Origin of the sequence: Brevibacillus sp. NSP2.1 (assembly GCF_000470975.2) — a bacterium.
In the GTDB taxonomy this organism is placed as follows: Bacteria; Bacillota; Bacilli; order Brevibacillales; family Brevibacillaceae; genus Brevibacillus; species Brevibacillus agri.
The window spans coordinates 1,972,338-1,995,874 of record NZ_CP048274.1; the positions used below are offsets into that span (position 1 = coordinate 1,972,338).

Sequence of the window (23,537 nt, forward strand, 5' to 3'; positions counted from 1 at the left end):
AACAATTTTTTACAGGAGAATCTATCCTCGTGCTATTAAACGGTCTACAATAGCTCTATTTGCCCTCTCTGTGTTCGGGGGTATTGTTACTGCTCCCATACCTGTTTCATGTCTCAGAAGTCGATTCTGAGCGTCTGGTGATGTGATACGAATAGAGACATATCATGCGTCTTCTACCTCTTGAACTAGAGTTGTTCAAAACAGTGAACAAACGGTCGAGTTATCACTATTAGAAATGAGAACGAGTCAGCCACTTCTCGTTCCAACTGCGATTTTATCCAAGTGCATAATGGTGAACCCATCCTCCTAAAACAATTGGGTTCACCAATCACTCATTGATTCGGCAAGGATTCCTTGCCTTTTTCTTTGCATATATCATTCAAAAAAATGAATCCAACGTCCTTGCCTTCGGCATGGGTGTATTTTAATTCCAATGAAAGGAGTGATTACATTGGCAGAGATTAATGCTAGTGGTTATCAGTCAATTCGTGATTTTATTCAGTCAAAGTGGAAGTTCATTGAACTACGTGACATTACTGGTCAGGCAATCCTTCGGCTAGATACCTCTGATAGTCGGGTGTCTTGGACACATACAGCAGGTTCGCAAACACTTGAACTTACCATTGTTGTAAAAGGTGCTGATGCAGGAATTACATTGCCACAAACGTTTGCTTCGTCAGCGATTTACGATGTCGCTTCTGGTGGAAGTCCATATTCGGTTGAATCGTTCACGCCGTTCACGATGGAAGGAGCTGGTGACGAACTGACAGTGAAGCACCAAATCCAAGTTCCGAAAGTAACGTAAGGGGCGATGTAAATGCTTGGTACAGGAACACTATCAGACCCTTATCAAATTACTACCAGAAACGAGTTATCACAAATTGCCAATGATTATTCAGCACACTACATCTTGGTAAATGACATTGACCTAGCGGGAACGAACTGGATTCCATTGCCTGTCTACGACAAAAAAGGAGTTATGTTCACGGGTTCGCTTAACGGGAATTTCAAAAGAATCATCAACATGAAGATTGTCGGTGCTTTGAATGATTCCTACATTGGTCTGTTCAAGCGTCTGGGCAAAGGTGGGAGCATTAAGAATCTTGGATTGGTGAGTGTTGACATAAGCTCTCAGGGGCATTATACAGGTGCTTTTGCAGGTAATGATTATCAAGGCAGCTTTGAAAAAAATTATGTCACTGGAACAATCAAACTGACAGGCTCTTATAATTTCCTGGGTTCTTTTACAGGTCAGATGAACGAATCAAATTATAGCGACTGCTACAGCAATGTTAATCTGATTGGCGGTACAGGCGGTAACTATGGGGGCTTTGTCGGATACGCTCAAAAAGGCAGTTTTAAACGGTGTCTTGCACTCGGATACTACAATGGGATTGCTAATAACTGGACTTCTAGCGGTGCATTCTGTGCGAATCTGAACTGGGGAAATGCTACCTACCAATCTATTGTTGAAGATTCTCATTATGATTCGACTGTCAATCCGAAAGGAAATCCTGCTGGCGGTGTTACAGCAAAGACAACTGCTCAGTTAAAAGCGGGAACTCCATACAATGCGAACTGGTCAACAAACACATGGTCATTCGTTGCAGGGCAATATCCATCATTGATTGTTCCGTTGTCCACTTTAAAGGCGACCAAAACAGTTTCATCTCATGTTTCAGAGTTCATATCGTCACAAGTGTTAGAGAAAGTAACATCGAAAACAAGTGTGTCCCATGTCAATGAACTTGACATTGAATGGGAAAAGTTAATCAAGAGCAACAGAGAAGCATCCGCATACATGCGAGATATTGTTTCTGGTGCGAGTAGGTCAGTACAGGTGGTCAAGGTTACGAAAAATGCTGTGACTTCGTACATCGTCCCAATTACATCGGATGTTGAAACGATGGTACAAAAATTCAAAATGGGTAGTGCCACAGTGACTTCTAGTATTGAAGGCGTTTCAAGCGAAGCGCAAAGAGAGGTAACATCACTCAGACAAGCACTGACGTTCATTGATTCGATTGTAGGAAAGTCGGTCACTCCTGCATTAAGCGTGAACCAGATAGAGACGATACTCAATCATATCGAAAATGGCACATTGTCTGAGTATGTAATGAATCAAAATGCTGTTGCCATGCTCGATGGCGTGACAGCAGACAGTGATTATCAAAATAATTCAAGTACGAATGTTCTTGAAAACCAAACTCTTGCGGAGGTGAGATAAATGGCTTTGATTGGCGATACAGTCAGATTACGAGTTCGATTCAGGACATTTAATGGAAATGCAGTTGACCCAACAGATGTTAAATTGAGGGTATTAGATGGAAACGACTACGCAGAAATTGAAGTAATCCCAATGACAAATACTGACAAGGTTGATGTTGGTGTTTATGAACATGATTATATTATCCCTGATGGGGATTCTGAAACGCTTGTGTATGAGTTCTCTGGAATGTTCAATGGAAAGCCAATCCTTTCAAGGGGAAGTTTTAGCAGAACATTCGTGTAGGTGGTGATACAGAATGTTTGAAATTCCGATGGAAGCTATTGCTACACAGGGAATCTTTGCTATTCTATTCGTTTGGTTGCTAGTCAGTACGAAAAAGGAATCGAAAGAGCGTGAAGATAGATTAATGGCTCATGTTGAAAAGACTACGGAAACCTTAGATGTTCTTAGCAATCGAATGGAGAGGGTCAGCACAAAGGTTGACCACATTGACATAAGACTAAGTGCTTTTGAAAGTAAGGACAAATAAAGGGGGCTATGTAAATGGCAGAAGAAATCATTGACGCTGTTGCTGATAGTGTAATTGCAGATGAAAAAACAAATGGTGAAGCAACGTCCTATACGGATGCTCAGATTGAGGACTTGATGAAACCACTTCGAGATGAGATTGAACGATTGAACAAGGAACGAGACGAGTCAGTTCCGAAAGCTGAAATCGAATATCAGAACCGCATGAAAGAACTCTGGCAAAAGGAAGTAAACCTTGAATTGAAACTGGAAGGTTTACACGATTTTGCGGAGTTCTTTTTTGTTGAAGAAGGTCATTATGAGGAACTGGAAGCAAAAATTAAGCGGTTCAAAGAGGTGCTTGGCAAACGTGACTTAAACAATGGGTTTGTTCCAGAAAGTCACAGAAGCGCAGACAAATATACGCTTGCTGAAAAGAGTAAGGATACCAAAGCCATGATTGGTTCTAAGTTGTCCAAGCTTTTCAAATAAATCGTACTAAGGAGATTGATATAAGATGAATACAACTAGGACGTGTCTGAAAACTAAAGAAAATGTGGTATGATTTAGGAAAAACGAATGGAGCAACGAGCATGATTCAAAGACGGTACGAAATAAACGATGAACAGTGGGAACAAATTCAGGACATGTTCCCCCCCTATCGAACAGGACGTCCGTCCAAATTAAGTAATCGTACCATGTTTAATGCCATTCTTTGGATTGCCCGAAGTGGTGCGGCTTGGCGAGATTTGCCGGAAGAACGTTATGGTTCATGGAAAACGGTCTACAGTCGCTTCTGCAAGTGGAGAGATACCGGATTACTTGTCGCCATCTTCCAAGCTCTTCACGTAGAACCTGACTTTGAAAACTTGAGCATCGATTCTACATCGGTCAAAGCTCATCAACACAGTGCGGGTGCTAAAAAAACGCAGAAGGACACGAAGTAAATCAGCACATAGGCGTCAGCCGTGGCGGAAAGACAACCAAACTTCATACCGTCGTCGATGGATTAGGGAATCCCCTCGCTTTTCTTCTCACGGGGGGCACGTCTATGATTCCGTTCCAGCGATCAATTTGCTTCAAGGGTTTGATCTTACGGGAAGCCATATTGTTGGTGACAAAGCCTACGGCTCAGAAGGCATTCGGCATTGGATTACGGCTAAGCAGGCAGCGTACACCATCCCGCCTAAAGCGAATAATAAAAATCCTTGGAAAGTGGATTGGTACCGCTATAAAGAACGGCACTTGGTGGAGTGCTTCTTCAATAAAATCAAACATTTTCGACGAATCGCTACTCGTTACGACAAGCTGGCCAAATCATTCCTAGCGTTTGTATATGTCGCGTCCATCTTTAAACTAACTGAGTCTGTCAAGATTTTTGTGTAAACGTGAAAACGATGCTTCATATGTCGGGCTTGACATGGAGCCACTGGCGGGCATGAGTTCTTGCGATTGGGCGATGGAGAAGTTCACACCATCGCAAGGCAAAGTAGCCTATCATGCCCGCCCCTCCATGTAAAGCCCTTCATCGAATCTGTACCCGTTCTGGGAAATGTACAGTCAACTGGAGAAGGATTTGCCCCCAATTTTGGACCCGCCCTGTCCACTTCCGAATGACATCCATCGTCGCCAAATATAGCATTTTGAGTAGCGATTCATCCGTCGGAAAGATACTTTTTCCCTTTGTCACCTTCCGGAGTTGTCGATGGTAGCTTTCGATCATATTCGTTGTATAGATGAGCTTGCGCAACTCAGGGGAGTACTTGAAAAAGGTCGCCAGTTCATCCCAGTTACTCCGCCACGACCGGACAATCAGGGGATACTGTTTTCCCCAGGTCTCCTCAAATTGATCCAATTCCAGGAGAGCCGCCTCTTCCGTTGGGGCCGTATAGATCGGACGCAAGGCCGTAGTAATCTTCTTCAAATCCTTGTACGACACATATTTGATGGAATTGCGGATCTGGTGGATGATACATTTTTGAACCTCCGTTTGCGGATAGCTGGCTGCAATGGCTTCGCTGAAGCCTTTTAAATTGTCTACACAGATAATCAAAATGTCCTGAACGCCACGATTTTTCAGATCCGTCAACACATGTAGCCAGAACTTGGCTGACTCGTTTTCTCCGATCCAGATGCCAAGAACGTCCTTATAACCTTCCAAATCAATGCCAATGACCATATAGGCGGCTTTGCTGATAATTTGCCCGTCCTGTTTTACCTTAAAATGAATGGCATCCATGAAAACAACGGAATACACGCTTTGCAGCGGGCGATTTTGCCATTCCTTGATAAGAGGTAACAGTTTAGCTGTTACGTTGGAGATAAGGGTCGGGGATACCTCAAGTCCATACAGATTGTGCAAATGATCCTGAATATCCCGTGTGCTCATGCCTTTGGCGTACATAGAGACGATTTGATCTTCAATACCCGTTACATGTCTCTGGTGTTTCTTGACAATCGCAGGTTCAAATTCTCCAAGACGATCACGGGGAATCGTGAGATCCAACTCCCCATACTCAGACGTAACCGTTTTTTTGCTATAGCCGTTCCGACTGTTTTTCGTCTGCTTCTGCTTGCTGTCATGCTTGGCATAGCCCAATTCGGTATCCAATTCGGCCTCCAACATTTCTTGCAGTGTTTCTGCAAAAATGTCCTTCAGGGCTTTTTGAACATCCCCCATGGTTTGCAAGTTGTGTTCTTTGATAAGTTGGCGCAGCTGGTCTTTTGGAATGAGTCCCATGTGTTCTCTCAACCTCACTTTGTTTCATTGTAATGGAATGTGGAATGAGAGTTTACACAAAATATTTTACAGTCCCAACTAACTCAATAATGAGTTTTCAGACACATCCTAATTTGACTACCCAAGAAAATATTTCTCTTGCGAAAGAGATTGCTCTTGTTGCTCCAATCGACACGCCATTCACTACGCTACTGCTTGCGAATGGTAAGCAAAAACAATCAACAGCAAAGATTTATGTTTGGCGTGAGAAAACACTGAATCTAACAGATGACATTTCGGTTGCAGAGGGTTCGGATGCTACGAACTTCGCTCATGGTGTTCGTGCGGAAATGAACAACGTCATGGAAATCTTTATGAAATCGGCAAAGGTTTCTGGTACAGCGCAAGCAACAGGCGCAGTAGGTGATTTGTTCTCTAGCGAAATTAATGACCGCCTTGCGGAACTGAAAGTAAACATGGAGAAACGCCTAATCAGCGGTGTCAAAGATGATGGCTCAGTAAGTGGCATCCGTAAAATGGACGGCATTCTGAAATTCGTTGATGCTTCCAACAAGATTGTTGGTGCAACAACAGGTGTTATCACAGAAGCAGAAGTAAAACTGCTTGCTCGTAAGCTGTGGGAACAGGGTGTCGGTGCAGGAGAGATTTATGCACTTGTAAATGCAGATATTAAAGAGCAGATTGATGAATTGTACAAAGACCGCTACAACTACCAAGCAATGACAAATGAATTTGGTCTGGTGGTTCAGACGATTGATACGAACTACGGAAGAATCAATTTTGTTCTTGACCGCCATATGCCAGTGGATAAGATTGTGGCGTTCGATTTGAACGCTGTGTCGATAGCTTATCTTCGTGAGCCTGTGTTCGAGTTGCTTGGTAAAACGGGCGACAATACACAAGGTCAAGTGGTTGCGGAAGCGACTCTTGAAGTGCTTTCCAAAAAAGCAGTTGCCGAGTACACGCTGAAAGCATAAACAGTAGTCTAAGCAAAATGGAGTGGGAGTTCCCCACTCTTTTTTGTTTTCGGGAATATTCACTTTTTATAACGAGCGAGGTGATTAAGAAAATGGACGATAAAGATTCTTACGTAATCAAGCGGAGGAAGAAACGGATTCGATTGGTGCAAATTGCGAATGCGATAGGGTGTTCGCCTTCGATGTTGTCAAAGTACGAGACTGGTTGTGCAAATATGTCGCACCAAAAGACTATTAAGTATAGGGAATACATTGATGCAGTGTAAATAAAAATGGGCGAATGACAGGGAGGAAAAAAGAATGAAGGAAATCATCACGAAATTGAATGACCTTTACATTATTCAGCGAGGTCACTACTTGATACAACACAAGCATGGTGGATACAGCCAATATACGGCAGGACAAATTGGCAAGAACAAAAAGAAAATAACAAAACTGATGGATTGGCACGTTGAGAAGCATCTCCAAGGCGATTTTACCATTGGGACATTCGGAGGTAAACTTACGACTAAGTTCATGACTTTTGATGTTGATTTTCATGAACCAGAAATGGCGAAATGGATGACGTACAAGGTTGCTCATGCATTGGATGAATGGGGACTAGACTATTACATTAGTTTTAGGTAAGCGTCAAATAGCCCACACCTTGTCGCCAAGATGTGGGCTGATCTATGCTGGAATCAGGATTGGAACACGCGGCAGGTCAGTGGTAGCGAAGGCGACCAAGGGAGTAAACTGTCCAACGCTTCTGGATTTTTCGGATCGGGAAGCTGCGGGAGTTGCTCGAACAAGAACATCAAGTACTTGAAGGGGTTCAACCCATTCTCTTTGGCCGTTTCAATCACACTATAGATGATCGCACTGGCCTTTGCACCGCGTGGCGTATTGGCGAACAGCCAGTTCTTTCTTCCGATTACAAAAGGCTTGATGGAGCGCTCACTGCGGTTGTTATCAATCTCCAGTCGCCCGTCGCTCAAGAACGCCGTCAGCTTGTCCCATTGATTCAAGCTGTAAGCAATCGCTTGTCCAAGCAGGCTTTTCGGCAAGGTACGGGATCGCTGCTGGCGCAGCCATGCCAAATAGGCATCCAGAACGGGGCGACTGCGCTCCATTCGGATGGCATAGCGTTCTTCCGGGGCGGCATCTTTGCATTCTCGCTCAATGGTAAAGAGCTGATTGCAGAACTGGAGTCCCTGCCAGGCAGCTGTTTCGGTTTTGTCTTGCGAAGCAGGCAGTGCCTTCAGCGCTTCATCAAACTTGCGGCGCGCATGTGCCCAGCATCCGATCAGTTTCACACCGGACACCTTGTGGTATCCAGGATACCCGTCCACGTGCAGGTAGCCGTTGAATCCCGCCAGAAACTTTCGGGGATGTTCACCGCCGCGCGTTGGCTGGTAATCGTACAGAACGATGGGCGGTCCCGTACGACCGGTTCGGTACAACCACAGATAGGACTGTGTTTGCGCTGTCTTGCCCGGCTCGCACAGCACCTGCAATGTCGTTTCGTCGGCATGCGCGATGTCTTGGTTCAGCAGATGCTCGTGCATACGGTTTGTCAGTAGCGAAAGCCACTGCTCTGCGCCGAAGATCATCCAGTTGGCAAGCGTCTGCCGCGAGAGGGTGAGACCTAGACGGGCAAACTGTTGCTCCTGTCGGTACAGCGGCTGGCTGTCCACATACTTCTGGCTCATCACATGCGCGAGGATCGAAGGGGAAGCCAAACTTCCCGGATAAACCGGCTTTGGCATGGGAGCCGTTACGATGGGCGTGTGTATCTCCTCACGTTCGCAACGACGGCACGCATACACCTGACGCACATGGCGCAGCACTTTCACTTCCGCCGGAATGACCGTGATTTCGTTTCGTGTCTCCGTGCTCATCGCATGGAGCGCACCACCGCAGCACGCGCAAACTTGTGCAGCCTCGGGCAACTCATACAGGATCGTTTCCACAGGAAACGAATCCAGCTTGGCCTCGTGGCTACCTGTAGCCTTCTTGCGGCTGTAAGTCACTGTCTCGATATCTGGTTCCTGTGAGACAGGGGTCGCCAACACTTCCGCTTCGTTAAACAGCTGTAGTTCCAGTTGATCCGGATGCGTCTTCTCGCTGGAAGCGCCGAAGCGCTTCTGCTGGGCAAGACGGAACTGTTCTTCGTACCACTTGAGTTTGGCAGTTAGCTCCGCATTTTGCTGCTGCAGTTTGGCAAGCTGTGCCTCATATTCTTCGGTTGTAAGGGCAGGGAAATCCACTCGATTTTTCATTCTTTTTCTTTTCGGCAAAGAGCTTCATATTCCCTGCCAAAAAGTGTGTCGAAACCACAAACAGTTGCGTTAGATGACCGTACAGGCAGTGACTGGTGGATGCGCTTGCCTCTGGCTCAGGGAAAGTCCATCCAGCAACCAGCGCAGCTCACGGCTGGAGACCGTTACCGGCTCTCCATTGCCGGTTGGCCACTGGAACGTCCCGCGTTCAAGACGGCGGTAGAAGAGCCAGAAGCCGTTATGCTCCCAGTACAGGATCTTGAGCTTGTTGCGGTCACGATTGCAGAACACGAACAGGCACGGGGAGAAGGGATCAAGCCTGAATCCTTCTTGCACGAGCGCCGCCAGACCGTCAATGGATTTTCGCAGATCGGTGAAGCCGCATGCCAGATAGACCCGATCAATCTGGATGGAGTTCAGCATAAGGCCTGGAGCGTCCGAACCACGTCGGACAGGAGTACGGGGTTGTAGCGGGGGCGGATTTCAATCACGGCCGCACCCACTTTGACCAGTAACAGAGATTCTGTGTTCTCCTGCGGTTGGTGCACGTTAACTGGGACCCACTGCGGGGGACGAACAGAGGATTCTTTTGAATCCCGAAATTTCCGCAGCCAATACCATAGCTGTCTGGTGGTAACTTCATTTTCAGCGCACCATTTCTCAGCGGTAAGGCCACTGGCGCGATAATCGTTGATTCGTGCCTCCCACTGTTCACGGAGATCCGTTTGCTTCATCTACATCCTCCCACTATAAAGTAATGTTTTCTCCTGTTTTCTCGCTCATTCTCTGTTTTTTAACTTTGACATCTTAAAGCTCTTGTCGGAAGATTGAAGGAGATACAAATATTTCTGTAAGGGCTGTGGCGGGAATAGAGCCTGCAATCACCAGTTTCCAGACTGTGGATAAAAAGGTATGATCGCACAGTGGATCTCCACATCCGCCCTCGGGGTTTACCCTCCCATGTCACGCTGGGTCTATGCCCTTACATTCCTTCGTTCTACCTCTCAAGGGGTGGAGGCCGATTCTAGCTCCTCGACTGGGTCGTTGCCCTTATGGATTATAATTCTTCGGCTTCTCCGGTGCTTCCGTTGTCATGGTTGTACACATGTGAATAAGCGAGATGACAGGTTTGTTGATAAGCTTTATGCAGCACTTTGTTGTAGCTGGGCTTGTCGAATCGGCCCCAATACTTCGTTTGCGTTATACTCTTTCTGCTTTGTCCCCAGTGCATAGAGGACGCGAACCAGTTTTCCACATAAGGCGATAATCGATTGCTTCTTCTTGAGCGGATTTTGACTACGCGTTGTATAATACTCGTGGAGCGCTTTAAACTCTTTGTTTTTGGCTACCATCGGCAGCATGCAGCGGAACAAGATGCCTCTTAGGCGAGAGCGCCCCCGCTTGCTGATTCCGGTCTTTCCCTTACGTTTTCCAGAGCTGTTCTCCGTCAGATTCAGCCCAGCCAGACGGATGATCTGCTGTCCATGGTCGTAGTTGTTCAGATCGCCAACCTCCGCCAAGAAGCCGGCGACGGTCAGAATGCCAATCCCTGGGATGCTCAGCATTTGCTTCGTTCCGGGGATCTTCTCCAGAATCTGCAGGACTTCCGTCATAATGCTTTCTTCTTGCTTGCAGTACAGATCGTACTGCTGCAGCAAGGCGGCAAGCTCGATTCGGGCAGCTGTCAGCCCCTCGGTAAGCCCGATAGAGACCGTAGCGGCAGCATAGAGCTGCTCCGCTCTCTTGATGCCCACCCCACGCTTGATTTCCGTCTTCCAATGTGTGAGAACGCCTCTGGCGCCTATCGAGACAATCTCCTCTGGAGTGGGAAACTGGCGCATGGTCATCAGTGATGCCTTGCCTTCCCAGTCCTTAAACACTTGTGGATACTCCGGAAAGTAGCGGTCAAACCAGTTTGTAATCCGAGCTTTCACTTGATTCAAGCTCACCATGACCTTCTCCCGAAAATTCATCAGAATGCGTAGCTCTGCATATTCCTTGGTCGGCAAATTGGGCTCTGAATATTTCCCGCTCCGAATCAGGTCGGCAATGACCTTCGCATCCTTGTAGTCGCTCTTGGTCTGCGAGTTGTCCTCAAGTTCTTTGCTCTTGTTCACATGGTGCGGATTCACGACGACGACCCTGATGTCTTGCTCCTTCAAAAATGCCGCTAACGGGAACCAGTAGTGTCCGGTAGGCTCGATGCCAAATACGATGTCGGTTTTCTCATGTATCCGGCCAAGCTCCTTCATCCACGCAGCCAGTTTCGTTAGCCCCTCCTGATCGTTGTGGAACACACATTCTTTCCCAAGCTCAATGCCTCGGAAATCCACGGCTCGAGCTACATGAATCTTTTTGGCGATGTCCGCGCCAACAACCAGTGTTTTTTCGGTAATTCGTGTAATCCGTTGATTCTGTTTCTGTTTCAGCTTATACTTCATGTAGAGCGTCCTCCTTTTCATTAGGGCAGTGTGAATGTGACCATTCCAAGACCCAGCATACAGGAGGCGCTTTTTTCTTTCAAAGCTCAAATTTCTTCATTACAGGAATGGCTCCTCACTTGATTCTGAGGAGATTATCTCAAAGTGCGGTCTGTGTTTTGAAGGTGGGATTTATTTGACGCTTACAGTTTTAGTGGCTCGAAGGGGTATCACATTGATTTGTTTTTTGAAGATTTAATTCAGATTACAGATGCAAAAAAATTCTTTGATTATGTGCTCGATAAAGCAGAGGTGCATCTGTTCTCCGATGCAGGAAACAAAGTTGAATTTCGGGTTACTGATAAGTTAGGCATAAAATTACCGCTGGGCAAACACCAGAAGACAGGCGAGTATTGTGGATTTTGCCTAGTCGAAGATGGATTGAAGGTAATGAATCAAGAAGCCAGCGAAGCGTATTTGTTATCCATCACGAAAATGACGAGTCAAAGAATATTGAATATTATCGAAAGGGAAGAGTTGGAAATCGAAGATACGGAGAAATTTATCAGAACAGAGGACGCGATAAGCCATCACAAATCGCTCGCTAATTATGAGCAATCGGAAGAATACTCCATCAGTAGAGCGCAAGAGCTACTAAAAAATGGATTGCAGATTCAGGGCAGCCGACACAAGTCCATCTTATTAATTGGCATGTATCTAAAATACTGTGGCTTGGAACGTGAAGATTGCCGAAGTGAGTTATATGCTTGGATGGAATGGCAAAATCCAGATTCATATACGACTCCCTTGGAGGATTGTTACAAAGATATTGACCAAGTAGTAAAGGACATTTACGAACGAGATTATAATTTGAGTGCCAGTAATAAAGATTTGACAGTTACACTCGATGAAGTCAAATGGATTATTGAAAAGTGTCTGTGAACGCTCACCAAAATGTTGACCACTTTGCTCATCATAAAGTTACCCACCTGACAGTTTGAGCACACGTCATCATTTTCACACCTAATTGCAAATGTTTTTACTGAGCCAAGGATCGTCAAGGGCTTGCGTAGCAAGGGGTTTACCCTTTATCCTTGACGATCCTTGGTGCAGGAAATAAAATGCTACTTTGTGTGAAAAAAAGCATCGTAGGTGGTCAACTCGAAGATGAGCGTTTGCTCCAAAAATGGTCAACTTTTTGATTAGCATTCACAAGTGTCCACAAAAGAACCAGAAGCTAATCACATATGCTATGCTGATTCACTCAAAGCGCCATGCGAATTTGCAAGGCGTTTTTTTTATGCCTTTTAAAGATATTGCAACGACAACAGGCTTGGTAGAAGAGACAGCTAGAAACCAAGTAAACAAATTGATTGACTTGGGAGTGATTGAAGTAGTGGAGCGCAACAGGATACCTAAAGGGAAGGGATTGCAACGAAAATTACCTAACCTGTACCGATTGAATATAAAGATGGCTGTCGAAAGAGAGAGTGATGAATCCAAAATGTTTGTAACTGAGCAAATGAATAATCTCAAATCATGTATGATGTTTTATTTCACAAATAGGGAGTTAAAGAAGATGCTTCCAAGAAAGCAATATGAGAGTTTAGTAGCCTTGGCTAGTTGATAGATGTCCTAGTGGATGAGGTATGAGGGATTAAAGGCAGAGCTAGAACCCTTCATAGGGATATAAATAATCTATTAACCCTAAAATCGTACAACTTTCTAAATATCTATATTTTACCAAAAGGAGTTGGTCAGATGAATATTCATGATGCACTAAAAGCGGTTGCATGGGACAGGGCTGAGTATTTCAAATATAAGTTTCCTGCTGTGCGGTTCGACCAGACGAAGGGAATCAAGACACAAGAAGATTTTCTCAGGGTGGTAAACAAGAAAACGATGAATCCTTATTTGCGTTGGGAAAAGACACAGGAGTACAAAGCGTTGGTGGCTCTGATGTTGCAGTCCAGAACCGCAGATGACTTGCAGGAGGTTTACAACGTTGTTGCTGAGAACGCCAAGACAGGTGACGACAAGTCAGTAAAGCTGTTCTTGGCATTGACAAGAGAGATTGATGCACACGCAAAAATCGCAATGAAAAGCATGGAGCGTTTTGAAGAAGACGAGGAAGAGGATGATGATTTGATTATATAGAAGGTGATGAAATGGCTAGGGTAAGCGTGAAGGAAAAACTGAAAGTAATTAACGAGAGTCCGAAGTTGTGGTTGCAGAACTTTGTGAAGATTGTAGACAACAATGGTGATGCTGTTCCCTTTAAGGTGAATGAGCAACAGGAAATGTTCATTAATGAGATGGTCAAATTCAACATCATCTCGAAAGCAAGGCAAATCGGATTCTCCACTTTATCGTTGGGTCTGTGCTTGTACTATGCTTGTACGAACAGCAACACCAACTATTTGTTGGTTTCATATAAAGCGGAATCATCGAGTTCATTGTTTGAGAAGTTGAAAATGATGTACGATTCATTACCGCATGACAAATATTCGTTTCCGAAGATTAAGCGGTCTAATCGTGATGAGTTCGTTCTAGAAAATGGTTCGAGGATTCAATGCTCTGTAGCTGGATTAAAAGATATTGGGCGTGGTACTACATACCAATATATTCTGTTGTCAGAGTTTGCATTTTACCAGAATCAAGAGAAGGTACTGCTGTCTGCTGAACAAGCGTTGGCTAAGAACGAGACAAGCAGAATTGTCATTGAGACAACATCGAATGGCTTTAACTATTACCAGGAAGTCTTCATGAATGCCTTTAAAGGAAAGTCTAAATACAGAGCTTTCTTCTTTCCTTTCTATTCCAGTGCTTATGAAAGACAATTCAAGCATGACTATAATCAAGCGGAAGAATGGTACAAGGCAAGCAATGGAGGAAGGTGTTTATGTCCTGCTGATTTAGACGATGATGAAAAAATTCTACATGAGAAGGGTGCAACATTAAAACAATTGATGTGGCGCAGGTGGAAATTGCTTGATATGAGCATCCAAGAATTTTATCAAGAGTTCCCAAGCAATCCGATGGAATCCTTTATTAGTAGTGGATTCAGTGTCTTTGACCAATCAAAGGTGTTAGAGCGAATCAACGCTACACCAGAATCAATGCCAAAAATGGAATTGAATCACCTTCCAGAACCTTTGTTGAAGTATATCAACAGAGGTCTTTTTATTTTCAAGTTGCCCAAAAGGGGAGAACGATATTTTGGCGGTGCGGATACCGCTTCTGGTTCTGGTGGAGACAGTTCAACCATTACGATTTTGGATGCCGATGGCGAACAGGTAGCGAGTTTTTATCATAACAAAGTTCCTGTGTATGTATTTGCAGAAATCATTGATTGTATTGGCAGATTCTACAACTATACGTTCTTTGTCATTGAGCGTAACAGCTATGGATTGCCATTGCTTGAACGATTAAGGAAGGAATATGACTATCTGAATCTATATAAGCACAAGGTATTTAATCAATCGACAGGTAGAAAGCAAATGAAGCTGGGATGGCAGACAACAGCAGTAACCAAGAGCATTCTTGTTTCTGATTGTAAAGAGCATTTTGAAGTTGGCATGATACAGGTCAATTGCAAAGAGACATTGGCACAAATGCAAATATTTGTGGAAGCAGATGGCAAAACAGGAAACAAAGCTGGTCAAGGCAATCACGATGACTTGGTTATCTCTCTTGCTTTTGCTGTTCAAGCAATTAAAGCAAACAAATGGTATGTATAAGGAGATGGTGATAGATGGATATTCAAGAATATATTAATCGCACTCATAATGGTGAAGCGCATTGGTTTGTAGAAGAGGTTTCCATGCCGCACCATAAGCGAAGAGTCCAAGACATTCTTGAAAAGAAAGAGTATTTGAGTGGGCAGCATAAGATTTTGAAAAGAGGAATGGAAACATACAATGGCAAGGACTTTGAGCCACGCAAGATTGTTTTGCAGTATTGCAAGACCATCGTGAACTTTCAGACCAGTTATCTGTTGAAGAATCCGATTTCGCTTACTGGTGTTTTTCGCAAGTCAAAAATACAGAGAATCGCTGCGGATTTGTGCATAGGCACGGCCAACGCTGAAGATTATGACGATCTCACTCCGGATAGCGCATTTCGTAGCCGGTAGCTCTCGCCGGTGAAAGCCAGGACGTGTGCGTGGTGAACGAGTCGGTCCACGAGCGCTGCTGTCAGTCTGGCATCTCCAAACACCGTGTTCCACTGGCCAAACTCAAGGTTAGAGGTGACAATCACACTCCTTTGCTCATAGCATTCGGAGATGACGTTAAACAGTAGTTCAGCTCCGTCTTTGTGAAAGGGCACAAACCCCATTTCGTCGAGGATGAGTAACTCAGCCTTCTGCAACTCCCGCTGAAAACGGCTAAGCGTCCCGGATTGGTACTTGTCCTGTAACGCGGCCACAAGGTCATGCACCCGAAAGAATCGTACCTCGTACCCTCGTCGGCAAGCCTCCACGCCTGGTGCCGTTGCCAGGTGGGTCTTGCCTGTTCCCACTTTGCCCAGCATCATCACGTTCTCTTTCCGCTCGAGAAATGCCAGATCCGTTAGGAGCTCACGACTGCAATGCGCTGGGAAGGTGACTGCTCCGAAATCATAATCCTCTAGTGTCTTCATCTGTGGAAACCGGGCTTTCTTCATGAGTCTGCGAATCCTGGATATCTCTCGGCCCCGCAGTTCCACTTGGAGGACTTCAAGCAAGTATTGCGAGCGGTCATTGAACGCAATCGCCTCGTACGCTTCCATCACATACCCCAAGTGGAGGTTCTTGCATGCAGTAACCAATTCGTGTTTCATGCTCTGCTCACCCCCAGAATGGCGTCATATTGCCTGAGGTCCGGTGTGTGCCCGTGAATCTCCATCGGTGTATGAGCCTCCGCAAACGGCTTAGGGTGAAACTCAGGATGTTTCATCGCATATAGCGCATGCTCAAGGACTGTGTCAGGATCGAAATGCCCAGCCAGTGTATCGAGTGCAGCACCCATGTCGGACATCTGGTGTGTATCTAACAATCGACGAATCAGAGCCACACGAGATTTCCTCAGATCGATATCCTCCACTTGCACGAATCTGCGGACGGAAGCAGGCATGAACCTCGCCAGATCGGAGTACATCACCATCCTTGGCTTTCTCAGGTAACCCTCAAACACATCTGTCCACTCAATCGGGATTGCCTTTTCCGTGTACGGGCGAGGCAACGTCCCCAGGTGTCGGTACTCTCCGTCGCCCGACAAAACCTCGATCTCGTCCCATTTCACCTTGAGCAATACGGGATCTAGCGCACGGCACTGCGGTAGTGGATATGTGGTTGTTTCAAACCGGAGTTCCCGATATTTGTTCAAGCGGGCCGGTTCAAGCCTGAAAACCTCAAACGCAACGGTTGGCATAGCCAAAAGCTTCTTCCGTTCTTGCTCCCACAAGTCGACGATACGCTCTTTCTTGGCATAGTGTGGACGATCCATGTCTGCCTCTGCTGCCTGGGCCAAGTATGTCTCAAGGTCAGCATCCGTTTCGCAAATCGGTGGTGGTACGAGCCAATTACGCCGACTGTACCCCACCTTGTTCTCCACATGCCCCTTTTCGTGACCACGATAGGGATTACAGAATTCTGGGTCGAACCGGTAGTGGGTAGCAAACCGCAGGAACTGATCGGTGCATGACCGCTTTCCATCACGGCTAATCGAGACCACCGCCGCCGACAAGTTGTCGAACCAGATTTTCCTCGGAACGCCTCCCATCCGTTCAAAGATGTGCTTCATTGCCTCCAGAAAACACTCTGTGTTCTCCTTTCGAACCGGAAAGGCGAAGGCCGCATTGCTAAACGAGAAGGACATAATCAGCACTTTGCGCTCCACGAGTTGACCTGGTTGCCCAACATAGGCTGTACCAAAATCAACCTGTGCCTCGCCGCCGGGGTGTTCGAGTCGTTCATAGCTTTCGGCACGTTCCAGCTTGAGTTCTTTTCGGCGTTTGGCTACATATTCTTCAACAGTGCGTCGTCCGCCCTCAAACCTGTATTCATCACGCAGACGATCAAAGATTCGCTTCGCGGTATAACGCTGTTTGCGGGGCAACGCCTGCTCCTCCGTTAACCAAGTATCAATGATGTCAAGATACGGACCGAGAACGGGATATCGTCTCTTGCGCCGACAAACGGGTTCATTCCAATCGTCCTTTGTGGCGTATTTCTTGGCTGTCCGCCAATTGACTCCCATGGCTCTCGCAATCTCCGAGATTGAATAATCCTCATTCTCGTACAAAAATTTGATATACTGTTGCTGTGGCACTTTCAACATTCCTCTCACATCTCCCTGGTTCTTCTGGACAAAGACCAAGGTAGACTTAATAGAGTGATGTTGGCAAGTGCCTATTTATTTTTCCGCCTTGTAAAACGCAGGCTAGCTCTGCATTTTTACGCTGCGATTTTCTGTACTTTTATTATGCGATATACAACTGGTGATGAGAATACAGTTGCAGAGTTCAAGAAGGTCTATCGTAAAGGGAAGTTCAATAAGATTGACTTCGACATTCTGGACAACCTTGTTAAGTATGGGAACGCATATGAGTATATTTATGTTCAAGATGGCGTGATTAAGAGCAAGCTGATTGCACCAGAAGACTCGTATCCTGTTTATAACTTCAAGAATGAACTGATTGCATTTATCGAGTTCTATATTGCCGATTTTGCTGAATATTACACAGTGTATTATTCAGACAAAGTTGAAACATGGACAAATGCAGGGACAGGAGAAGATGAGTTCTATTTGCTGGAAGCTAAAAAGAATGTGAGCGGTTTACCAATCTGTTACAAGAACCAGAATGAAATGGATGCTGTGTTTGGTCGTAGTGATTTGGATGACTTCATTGGCATCTTGGACAATATGGAGGACATTCTTTCCAAGTTCACTGATTCGTTTTATAAACATCACAATCCGATTCCTGTAGCCATTGGTCAACAGTTGAAAGGGGATGGGTTGCCTAATCATGTTGTTGGTGGTGGGCTTGTTCTTGATGATGGCGCAGATTTCAAGATGATTAGTAACTCGCTGGACTATCAATCCTTTGAAGCCATTTATAAGACATTGAAGCAAGCTTTACTTGATGTTTCGTTCACACCTGCTGTCAGCTTGAACAACACTGACGTAAGCAACTTATCTGAGGTATCAATGAAGTTGTTGTTTCAGCTTGCAGATATTAAGGCAGGATTGAATGAGAAGTTTATTCGTGAAGGAATGGAACAGAGATTTGCTGTCATTGCCGAACTACTTGGTCGTATGGGTGTTTCGTTTGATGAGGAAGCGTTTGATACTTTGGATGTTGTGTTTCAGTATAGCAGACCTACGAACGAGAAGGACATTATTGAAAACCTTAAAGCATTGCGTGAGATTGGGGCTATCAGTATTGAGAGCGTTCTTGAAAACAGTCCCTATACAAAAGATGTAGGACAAGAGATGGAACGCTTGAAGGGGTCGAATGCCAATCGTGATGTTCAGTTGGATAATGATGGTGGCATGAGTGAGGATAAGGTTGAAAAAGTGGCGAAAATCGCTTAATAAGACAGTTGTAAAAGATAGGATAGTTGTGTGGGAATGTATGTTCGCAGACCGCACACTTTTGAATTATATAGAGAACAAACTGAGCCGCTATCAGTTGGATTCAGAGAAGTTCAAGTCAGGTGTGCGTCCTGTCCAACTCTAAGGACTGTAAGGATTAGAGCGTCCGAACGTTAAGATAAAGAACAATGAAGACAATCAAATCAACGGTTTCACCATCTTCATGTCCAACGAAATATTCTTACAATTTAGACCACCATCTTACTCTAGATAGTGGTCTGTTTTTCGCCTAAAATATGGTAATTCGGGCAGTTTCAAAGGTTTTATGCAACGAAAATGAATAACAGTGCATAAACGATGAATAAATACAGGGTTTATTCAGTTCCGTACACTGAAAATACTCGGTTTGAGGTGCGATACCCTAAAAGTATTTTAGGGTGGGCGAACATACCTCTTTACACACAGGCAAAAAATTTCAAAAAGGAGTGTTTTCCAAATGAACAACTTACAGCGACTGCAATTAGAGATTCAAGGTATCGAATTGTCCCATGAGGAAATCCAAGTGTATCTTGCAGAGAATGGCTTGAAGCACTATGACGAATACAATCCAGAATCAAATAAATCGAAGCGTTCCATTTACCAGACTGCATTATCCATTTTGGAATCGGTTGCTAATAACCCCACTCTAATGAAGGATTACAAGCAGGATGATATGAGCATAGCAGCATTCCATGAAAATCTTCAAGCTAGGATTGAGCAATTGGAACGCAAGGTTCGTCAGATGCCATCTAACGATGATAAGACCGAAAGCAATTATTTTATGCTGTTCCAGTAAGAAAGGAGAGTGCTTTACATGAAGGTTAATTTGTTTCAGGTACAGGACAGTGATTTCAAAGTGTTGTTGGATAAGTTCGGAACTTCAATCAAGGTAAATAATTTGGATACGAGAGCGGTTATCACGAACACATCCATTAACGAGTGGGACGATAAATATATTTCCACCAGCACACAACTCAAACGTGGCGACCACATTCTACTGGAAGGAAAAGATTGGTATGTAATCAGTCAAGTTAAGACTAAACGTTACGAATCGTACAAAGCCATAATAAGGTGTGCAGAGCATTCCATTAGATTTAACCTGTCTGTTAAGGACGCTCCAAACTCAGCCTATGTATCATATGACGTTAAGGAAATCCCTTGCATTGTCCAGACTACAAGTGATTTTGGTTTGGATGGTGGCAGACAAATGATTCTTGGAGAGGGAGAACTGGCTATCCTTGCCCAAGATAATGCAACAACCAGAGCAATATTCGAGTCATTCACAGATAATTCTAGGAAGCATGATATTGTCATTGACAATCGTCAGTATGCGTATCAGGGATTTGATTTCATCTCAAAAGGTCTGGTTCGTATCAATGTCAAAGTGACTTCTTTATCTCAACTGACTGATAAGGTCAACGGTATTCATTGGCAGTATGACCATGCGAATTGGGATGGTGTCATCGACAGTTCGTTTTATGATTGAACAACAAATTAAGAAAAAATTTAAAACCACTTTACAAATGTCGCTGACCACTATATAATTATAAATGTTGTATCGGGAAGAAAGTGTTCTAAGCATCACAAAACACTTGATAATGCTGACATTTTCATATGCGGTCGTGGCGGAATTGGCAGACGCGCTAGATTCAGGTTCTAGTGGTGGCAACACCGTGGAGGTTCAAGTCCTCTCGACCGCACCATATCGTAAACGACAGGTTCCAGTCTGCTTTTGTGGCAGGCAGGGGCCTTTTTTTGTTAGGCGTTCGCGCTCTCTCTGCTGGCGCTGCCATATTCGGCGCGGCCGTTTCGGAATGGCCGAAGCGTACGGCAACACCCATGGCTGGGGCATAGGACAAAGCGACCCGCGAGACCTGTTGATTGTACAAGGCGTCTCGCGGGTTGTTCGTTCCTTCTCCTTGACCTGGTTCCCGGCGGCTCCCCCCTGCCATGCCAGCACCCTGTCCCCAAAAACGTGGCCCCAACAGGTCGCGCGGACAAGATATGGTATAACGAAAAGAAAGAAAACGCAGGAAAGAGGTTGCATGCATGGACTCGGTTCTTCACGTTTTAAAAGAGTGCAGTCTCCTGGCGTGGGAAAAAGGGAAGCCGTCCCTGGAAGTGGCGTTCTCGTCCCCGACGATGCTCGCCCCGCTGTCAGGGCGAATGCGCATGCAGGACGGCAAGCGGACGGTTTGGCTGGGCCCGGAACAAATCGTGCTTTTGCGTCCGGGCCACTCGGTGACGATCTGCGCCGACAAAAACGAGAGCCCGCCTGTTTGCCGCCTGTCCTTCGAGAGCTATCGGCTGGCGGAGCACGACGATGAGCAGCTCGTCTACCGCAACGACCGCAGTTGTTTGCCTGCGAGCGGCTGGGTCACGAATCGACTGCCGTATCGGGCAAATGTGCTGCTGAACGAGCTTTCGCACGCGTGCCAGCAAGCGTCCGCCCACGGCCAGACGGCAGAGCAAAAGCAGCACCAGCGCTTGTTCAAAGAGATGATGGAGCTTGCCCTTCAGTACGAAATTACGCCTGAACTGGATTGGGAGCCGTCGATCCAGAAAGCGGTAACCTATATCGAGGAAAACTACCGAAGCCCGATTACCCGCCCCGAGCTGGCGCGGCTGGCCGGATTTCATACAAGCTATTTTTCGACCTTGTTTGCGAAAAAGCTGGGGTGGGGCTATTCCGAATATTTGAATCGCGTGCGGATCGACCGCGCCAAAGAGCATTTGCTGACGTCGGCCATGACGGTCAACGAAATTGCCGCGAAGGTCGGCTATGCAAACGGCGAGTATTTGAGCCGAAAATTCAAGCAACTGACCGGCATGTCCCCAGGCGAGTTCCGCAGTCGGCCGATTCCGAAGCGAATCGCCGCCTTTCAATTCGTGGGCGATTTGCTTGCGCTCGGTGTCACGCCTGTCGCCACTGACGATGAGCTTGTGCGCGGAGCGCTGCTGTTAAAAGAGGAACTGCAAAATGTTCCGACGGTCAACGGCGCATACGACGACGAGCAGCTCGCCAACCTGAAAGCGGATCTCGCCCTGGCTCCGACCTACTTTTATTACACGCCTGGCAGGATGAAGCGACTGCAAAACATCGCCCCGGTGCTGGCGCTGGAATGGGACAAGCTGGACCCGCTCGCGGAGCTTCGGCTGGTCGGCAAGCTGATTGGCAGAGAGCGGGAAGCGGAGCGATGGATCGAGCGCTATCAGGCACAGGTCGAAACTGCGAGAAAACAACTGCAAAAGCTGATCGACAGAGGGGACACGGCCGCCGTCTACGAGCTGCGCCACGATGGCGTCTTCATCTGGAACAAAACGGCGAGAGGGGCGTACAACCTGTACGACGCCCTTGGCTTCCGTCCGCCGGAGAGCGTGCACAGGGACGTGCTCGTGCCTGGACGGCATCTCTGGATTGCAGCAGACAGGCTGCCCGAATACGCCGCAGACCATATGTTTGTCATTGATGCCCGCGATGACCATGGGGCGGGTGTGCATGGCCTGAGCTTGCCAGCCTTCGAAAAGGCTCCCGGACAGGTGTATGCGCTGGAGCTGAACGAATTTTGGAGCAGTGACGGCTTGGCGCTAGAGCGCCAGTTGCACATCCAGACAAATTGCTTGCTCCGCGGCGGCGCAGAGTGAACATTTGTCCAGAAAAAACGGCAACTTTATGAAATAGACGGTGTATGGAAAAGCTTGCTATGATGGGTACGGATTTTATTGATAAGGTCGTTTCCCATTTTTAGCAAGAAGGAGCTGTACAGGATGAAAAGAAACAAGGTTGGAGCACACAGAGCGCCTGGCATGCTGAGCGCCTTACTATTGGCGATGGCGGTATTGCTTGCGGCTTGCGGTGGAGCCGGAGGGGGCAGCGGGGCCTCGCAGGAAAACGCAGTAGAGGGGCAAACAGCGGCAACGGCTGCGACGAGCGGAGAGGCCAAGCCGTCTACCCGTAAAGTAAAGACGGTCAACGGAGAAATTGAAATTCCGGCCGAGCCAAAGCGCATTGTCGCCCAAGGATATTTGGCTACCTTCCTGGCACTCGGGATCAAGCCTGTCGGGGCACCGTTCTGGGATATCGACTCCCCGCATATCAAGGCACAGACAGAGGGCATCGAAGACATCGGCACGATTGACGCCAGCAGTGTGGAGAAAATTTTGGCCCTGAATCCCGACCTGATCGTCACGCTGAGCGACGACCCCAAGCTCTATGAGCAGTTGAGCAAAATCGCGCCCACACTCGTTTTCGTCCATACGACATTCAAAGACTCGCGCGAGCAAATCCGCACGTTCGGGGAGATTCTCGGCAAGGAAAAAGAAGCGGAAGCCTGGATTGCCTCTTTCAACGAAACGGTAGAGAAAGCAAAGCAGCGCATCAAGGGAGTCGTCGGCGAAAACGCGACGGCTGCGATCATGGGCGGCTTCGACAAGCAACTGGTGGTGTACGCCGACGGCCTTTGGCGGGGAGCCGAAGCCATGTACAAGCATCTTGGGCTGAAGCGACCGCCGCTGGTGCAAAAAAGCGTAGACGAGGGCAAAGAGCATGTGACCATCTCGTTAGAGCAGGTCAACGAATTTTCCGGCGACTACCTTTTTGTGGAGTCGGGCAAGCAGGCGGGACTTGATCCGAGCAATCCGATCTGGAACACGCTGGACGCAGTCAAAAACGGCCGCGTTTACCAGATGGATACCGACTATTTTTGGCCGTACGACCCGATTGCCGTAAAAGCACAAGTCGATCTGATTGCCGACATGCTGGTCGAGGGCAAGCATCAGTTTTGAC

24 protein-coding genes, 1 tRNA gene and 1 pseudogene are annotated in these 23,537 nt (G+C 46.5%); 19 read left to right on the forward strand and 7 right to left on the reverse strand.

Annotation, left to right across the window (positions count from 1 at the left end; all coding sequences use genetic code 11):
• Positions 1-451: 451 nt before the first annotated feature.
• The 6 genes and pseudogenes from M655_RS09880 to M655_RS09905 all read left to right on the forward strand — a co-directional run bounded on the left by M655_RS09880 (position 452) and on the right by M655_RS09905 (position 4,123).
• Positions 452-805 carry a hypothetical protein gene (locus M655_RS09880; protein WP_026557417.1) on the forward strand — a complete coding sequence of 118 codons (354 nt, stop codon included), beginning with the start codon at positions 452-454 and terminating at the stop codon, positions 803-805.
• A 12-nt stretch (positions 806-817) separates the two neighbouring features.
• A complete protein-coding gene (locus M655_RS09885; RefSeq protein ID WP_026557416.1) occupies positions 818-2,227 on the forward strand; it encodes a hypothetical protein in 1,410 nt (469 codons plus the stop codon).
• Positions 2,228-2,512 (forward strand): hypothetical protein, encoded by a 285-nt coding sequence (locus M655_RS09890; RefSeq protein ID WP_026557415.1) that lies wholly within the window; start codon positions 2,228-2,230, stop codon positions 2,510-2,512.
• A 13-nt stretch (positions 2,513-2,525) separates the two neighbouring features.
• A complete protein-coding gene (locus M655_RS09895) occupies positions 2,526-2,759 on the forward strand; it encodes a BhlA/UviB family holin-like peptide (RefSeq protein WP_026557414.1) in 234 nt (77 codons plus the stop codon).
• Between the two features lie 14 nt (positions 2,760-2,773).
• A complete protein-coding gene (locus tag M655_RS09900) occupies positions 2,774-3,229 on the forward strand; it encodes a hypothetical protein (protein ID WP_051353891.1) in 456 nt (151 codons plus the stop codon).
• A gap of 101 nt (positions 3,230-3,330) precedes the next feature.
• Positions 3,331-4,123 (forward strand): annotated as a pseudogene (locus M655_RS09905) (IS5 family transposase).
• Between the two features lie 139 nt (positions 4,124-4,262).
• Here the strand turns inward: M655_RS09905 and M655_RS09910 are convergent.
• A complete protein-coding gene (locus tag M655_RS09910; RefSeq protein ID WP_286085912.1) occupies positions 4,263-5,477 on the reverse strand; it encodes an IS256 family transposase in 1,215 nt (404 codons plus the stop codon).
• 89 nt (positions 5,478-5,566) lie between these two features.
• On the opposite strand from M655_RS09910, the gene M655_RS09915 reads away from it, so the two are divergent.
• Both M655_RS09915 and M655_RS09920 read left to right on the forward strand, forming a co-directional pair.
• Entirely contained in the window at positions 5,567-6,454 is an 888-nt protein-coding gene (locus M655_RS09915) for an SU10 major capsid protein (RefSeq protein ID WP_035422751.1), read from the forward strand.
• A gap of 300 nt (positions 6,455-6,754) precedes the next feature.
• The gene (locus M655_RS09920; protein WP_026557411.1) at positions 6,755-7,081 is read left to right on the forward strand and encodes a hypothetical protein; all 327 of its coding nucleotides are present in this window, start codon (positions 6,755-6,757) and stop codon (positions 7,079-7,081) included.
• A 53-nt stretch (positions 7,082-7,134) separates the two neighbouring features.
• On the opposite strand, the gene tnpC is transcribed toward M655_RS09920, so the two are convergent.
• From tnpC to M655_RS09940, 4 genes are all read right to left on the reverse strand, one after another.
• A complete protein-coding gene (gene tnpC / locus M655_RS09925; protein WP_026557410.1) occupies positions 7,135-8,715 on the reverse strand; it encodes an IS66 family transposase in 1,581 nt (526 codons plus the stop codon).
• A 69-nt stretch (positions 8,716-8,784) separates the two neighbouring features.
• Positions 8,785-9,138 (reverse strand): IS66 family insertion sequence element accessory protein TnpB, encoded by a 354-nt coding sequence (gene tnpB, locus M655_RS09930; RefSeq protein ID WP_025848874.1) that lies wholly within the window; start codon positions 9,136-9,138, stop codon positions 8,785-8,787.
• Positions 9,132-9,449 carry an IS66 family insertion sequence element accessory protein TnpA gene (gene tnpA, locus M655_RS09935; RefSeq protein WP_081414704.1) on the reverse strand — a complete coding sequence of 106 codons (318 nt, stop codon included), beginning with the start codon at positions 9,447-9,449 and terminating at the stop codon, positions 9,132-9,134. The genes tnpB and tnpA overlap by 7 nt, the downstream gene beginning before the upstream one ends.
• A gap of 408 nt (positions 9,450-9,857) precedes the next feature.
• Positions 9,858-11,144, reverse strand: coding sequence for an IS110 family RNA-guided transposase (locus tag M655_RS09940; protein WP_221843694.1), 1,287 nt, complete (start codon positions 11,142-11,144; stop codon positions 9,858-9,860).
• A gap of 231 nt (positions 11,145-11,375) precedes the next feature.
• Between M655_RS09940 and M655_RS09945 the strand changes: the two genes are divergently transcribed.
• From M655_RS09945 to M655_RS09965, 5 genes are all read left to right on the forward strand, one after another.
• Positions 11,376-12,077 (forward strand): hypothetical protein, encoded by a 702-nt coding sequence (locus M655_RS09945; protein ID WP_286085999.1) that lies wholly within the window; start codon positions 11,376-11,378, stop codon positions 12,075-12,077.
• 358 nt (positions 12,078-12,435) lie between these two features.
• On the forward strand, positions 12,436-12,762 hold the full coding sequence (locus M655_RS09950) for a hypothetical protein (RefSeq protein ID WP_152344095.1): 327 nt from the start codon (positions 12,436-12,438) through the stop codon (positions 12,760-12,762).
• 134 nt (positions 12,763-12,896) lie between these two features.
• On the forward strand, positions 12,897-13,292 hold the full coding sequence (locus M655_RS09955; protein ID WP_026557408.1) for a hypothetical protein: 396 nt from the start codon (positions 12,897-12,899) through the stop codon (positions 13,290-13,292).
• An 11-nt stretch (positions 13,293-13,303) separates the two neighbouring features.
• Entirely contained in the window at positions 13,304-14,875 is a 1,572-nt protein-coding gene (locus M655_RS09960; protein ID WP_026557407.1) for a terminase large subunit domain-containing protein, read from the forward strand.
• A 14-nt stretch (positions 14,876-14,889) separates the two neighbouring features.
• Positions 14,890-15,270, forward strand: a complete 381-nt coding sequence (locus M655_RS09965; protein ID WP_286086000.1) for a phage portal protein — start codon at positions 14,890-14,892, stop codon at positions 15,268-15,270.
• On the opposite strand, the gene istB is transcribed toward M655_RS09965, so the two are convergent.
• On the reverse strand, positions 15,228-15,956 hold the full coding sequence (istB, locus tag M655_RS09970) for an IS21-like element helper ATPase IstB (RefSeq protein WP_283858365.1): 729 nt from the start codon (positions 15,954-15,956) through the stop codon (positions 15,228-15,230). The two genes, M655_RS09965 and istB, sit on opposite strands and share 43 nt — an antisense overlap.
• Entirely contained in the window at positions 15,953-17,455 is a 1,503-nt protein-coding gene (gene istA / locus M655_RS09975) for an IS21 family transposase (RefSeq protein WP_286086001.1), read from the reverse strand. The genes istB and istA overlap by 4 nt, the downstream gene beginning before the upstream one ends.
• Positions 17,456-17,512: 57 nt before the next feature.
• Here istA and M655_RS09980 point away from each other — a divergent pair, with 57 nt between their 5' ends.
• From M655_RS09980 to M655_RS10005, 6 genes are all read left to right on the forward strand, one after another.
• The gene (locus M655_RS09980) at positions 17,513-18,712 is read left to right on the forward strand and encodes a phage portal protein (RefSeq protein WP_286086032.1); all 1,200 of its coding nucleotides are present in this window, start codon (positions 17,513-17,515) and stop codon (positions 18,710-18,712) included.
• Positions 18,713-19,208: 496 nt separating this feature from the next.
• Positions 19,209-19,547 (forward strand): hypothetical protein, encoded by a 339-nt coding sequence (locus M655_RS09985; RefSeq protein ID WP_026557406.1) that lies wholly within the window; start codon positions 19,209-19,211, stop codon positions 19,545-19,547.
• Between the two features lie 18 nt (positions 19,548-19,565).
• Positions 19,566-20,237: a hypothetical protein gene (locus M655_RS09990; protein WP_026557405.1), complete on the forward strand. Its 672-nt coding sequence runs from the start codon at positions 19,566-19,568 to the stop codon at positions 20,235-20,237.
• A 130-nt stretch (positions 20,238-20,367) separates the two neighbouring features.
• A tRNA-Leu gene (locus M655_RS09995) sits at positions 20,368-20,454 on the forward strand.
• A gap of 346 nt (positions 20,455-20,800) precedes the next feature.
• The gene (locus M655_RS10000) at positions 20,801-22,396 is read left to right on the forward strand and encodes a helix-turn-helix domain-containing protein (protein WP_026557404.1); all 1,596 of its coding nucleotides are present in this window, start codon (positions 20,801-20,803) and stop codon (positions 22,394-22,396) included.
• A gap of 123 nt (positions 22,397-22,519) precedes the next feature.
• Positions 22,520-23,536, forward strand: coding sequence for an ABC transporter substrate-binding protein (locus tag M655_RS10005; RefSeq protein ID WP_026557403.1), 1,017 nt, complete (start codon positions 22,520-22,522; stop codon positions 23,534-23,536).
• Position 23,537 lies beyond the last annotated feature (1 nt).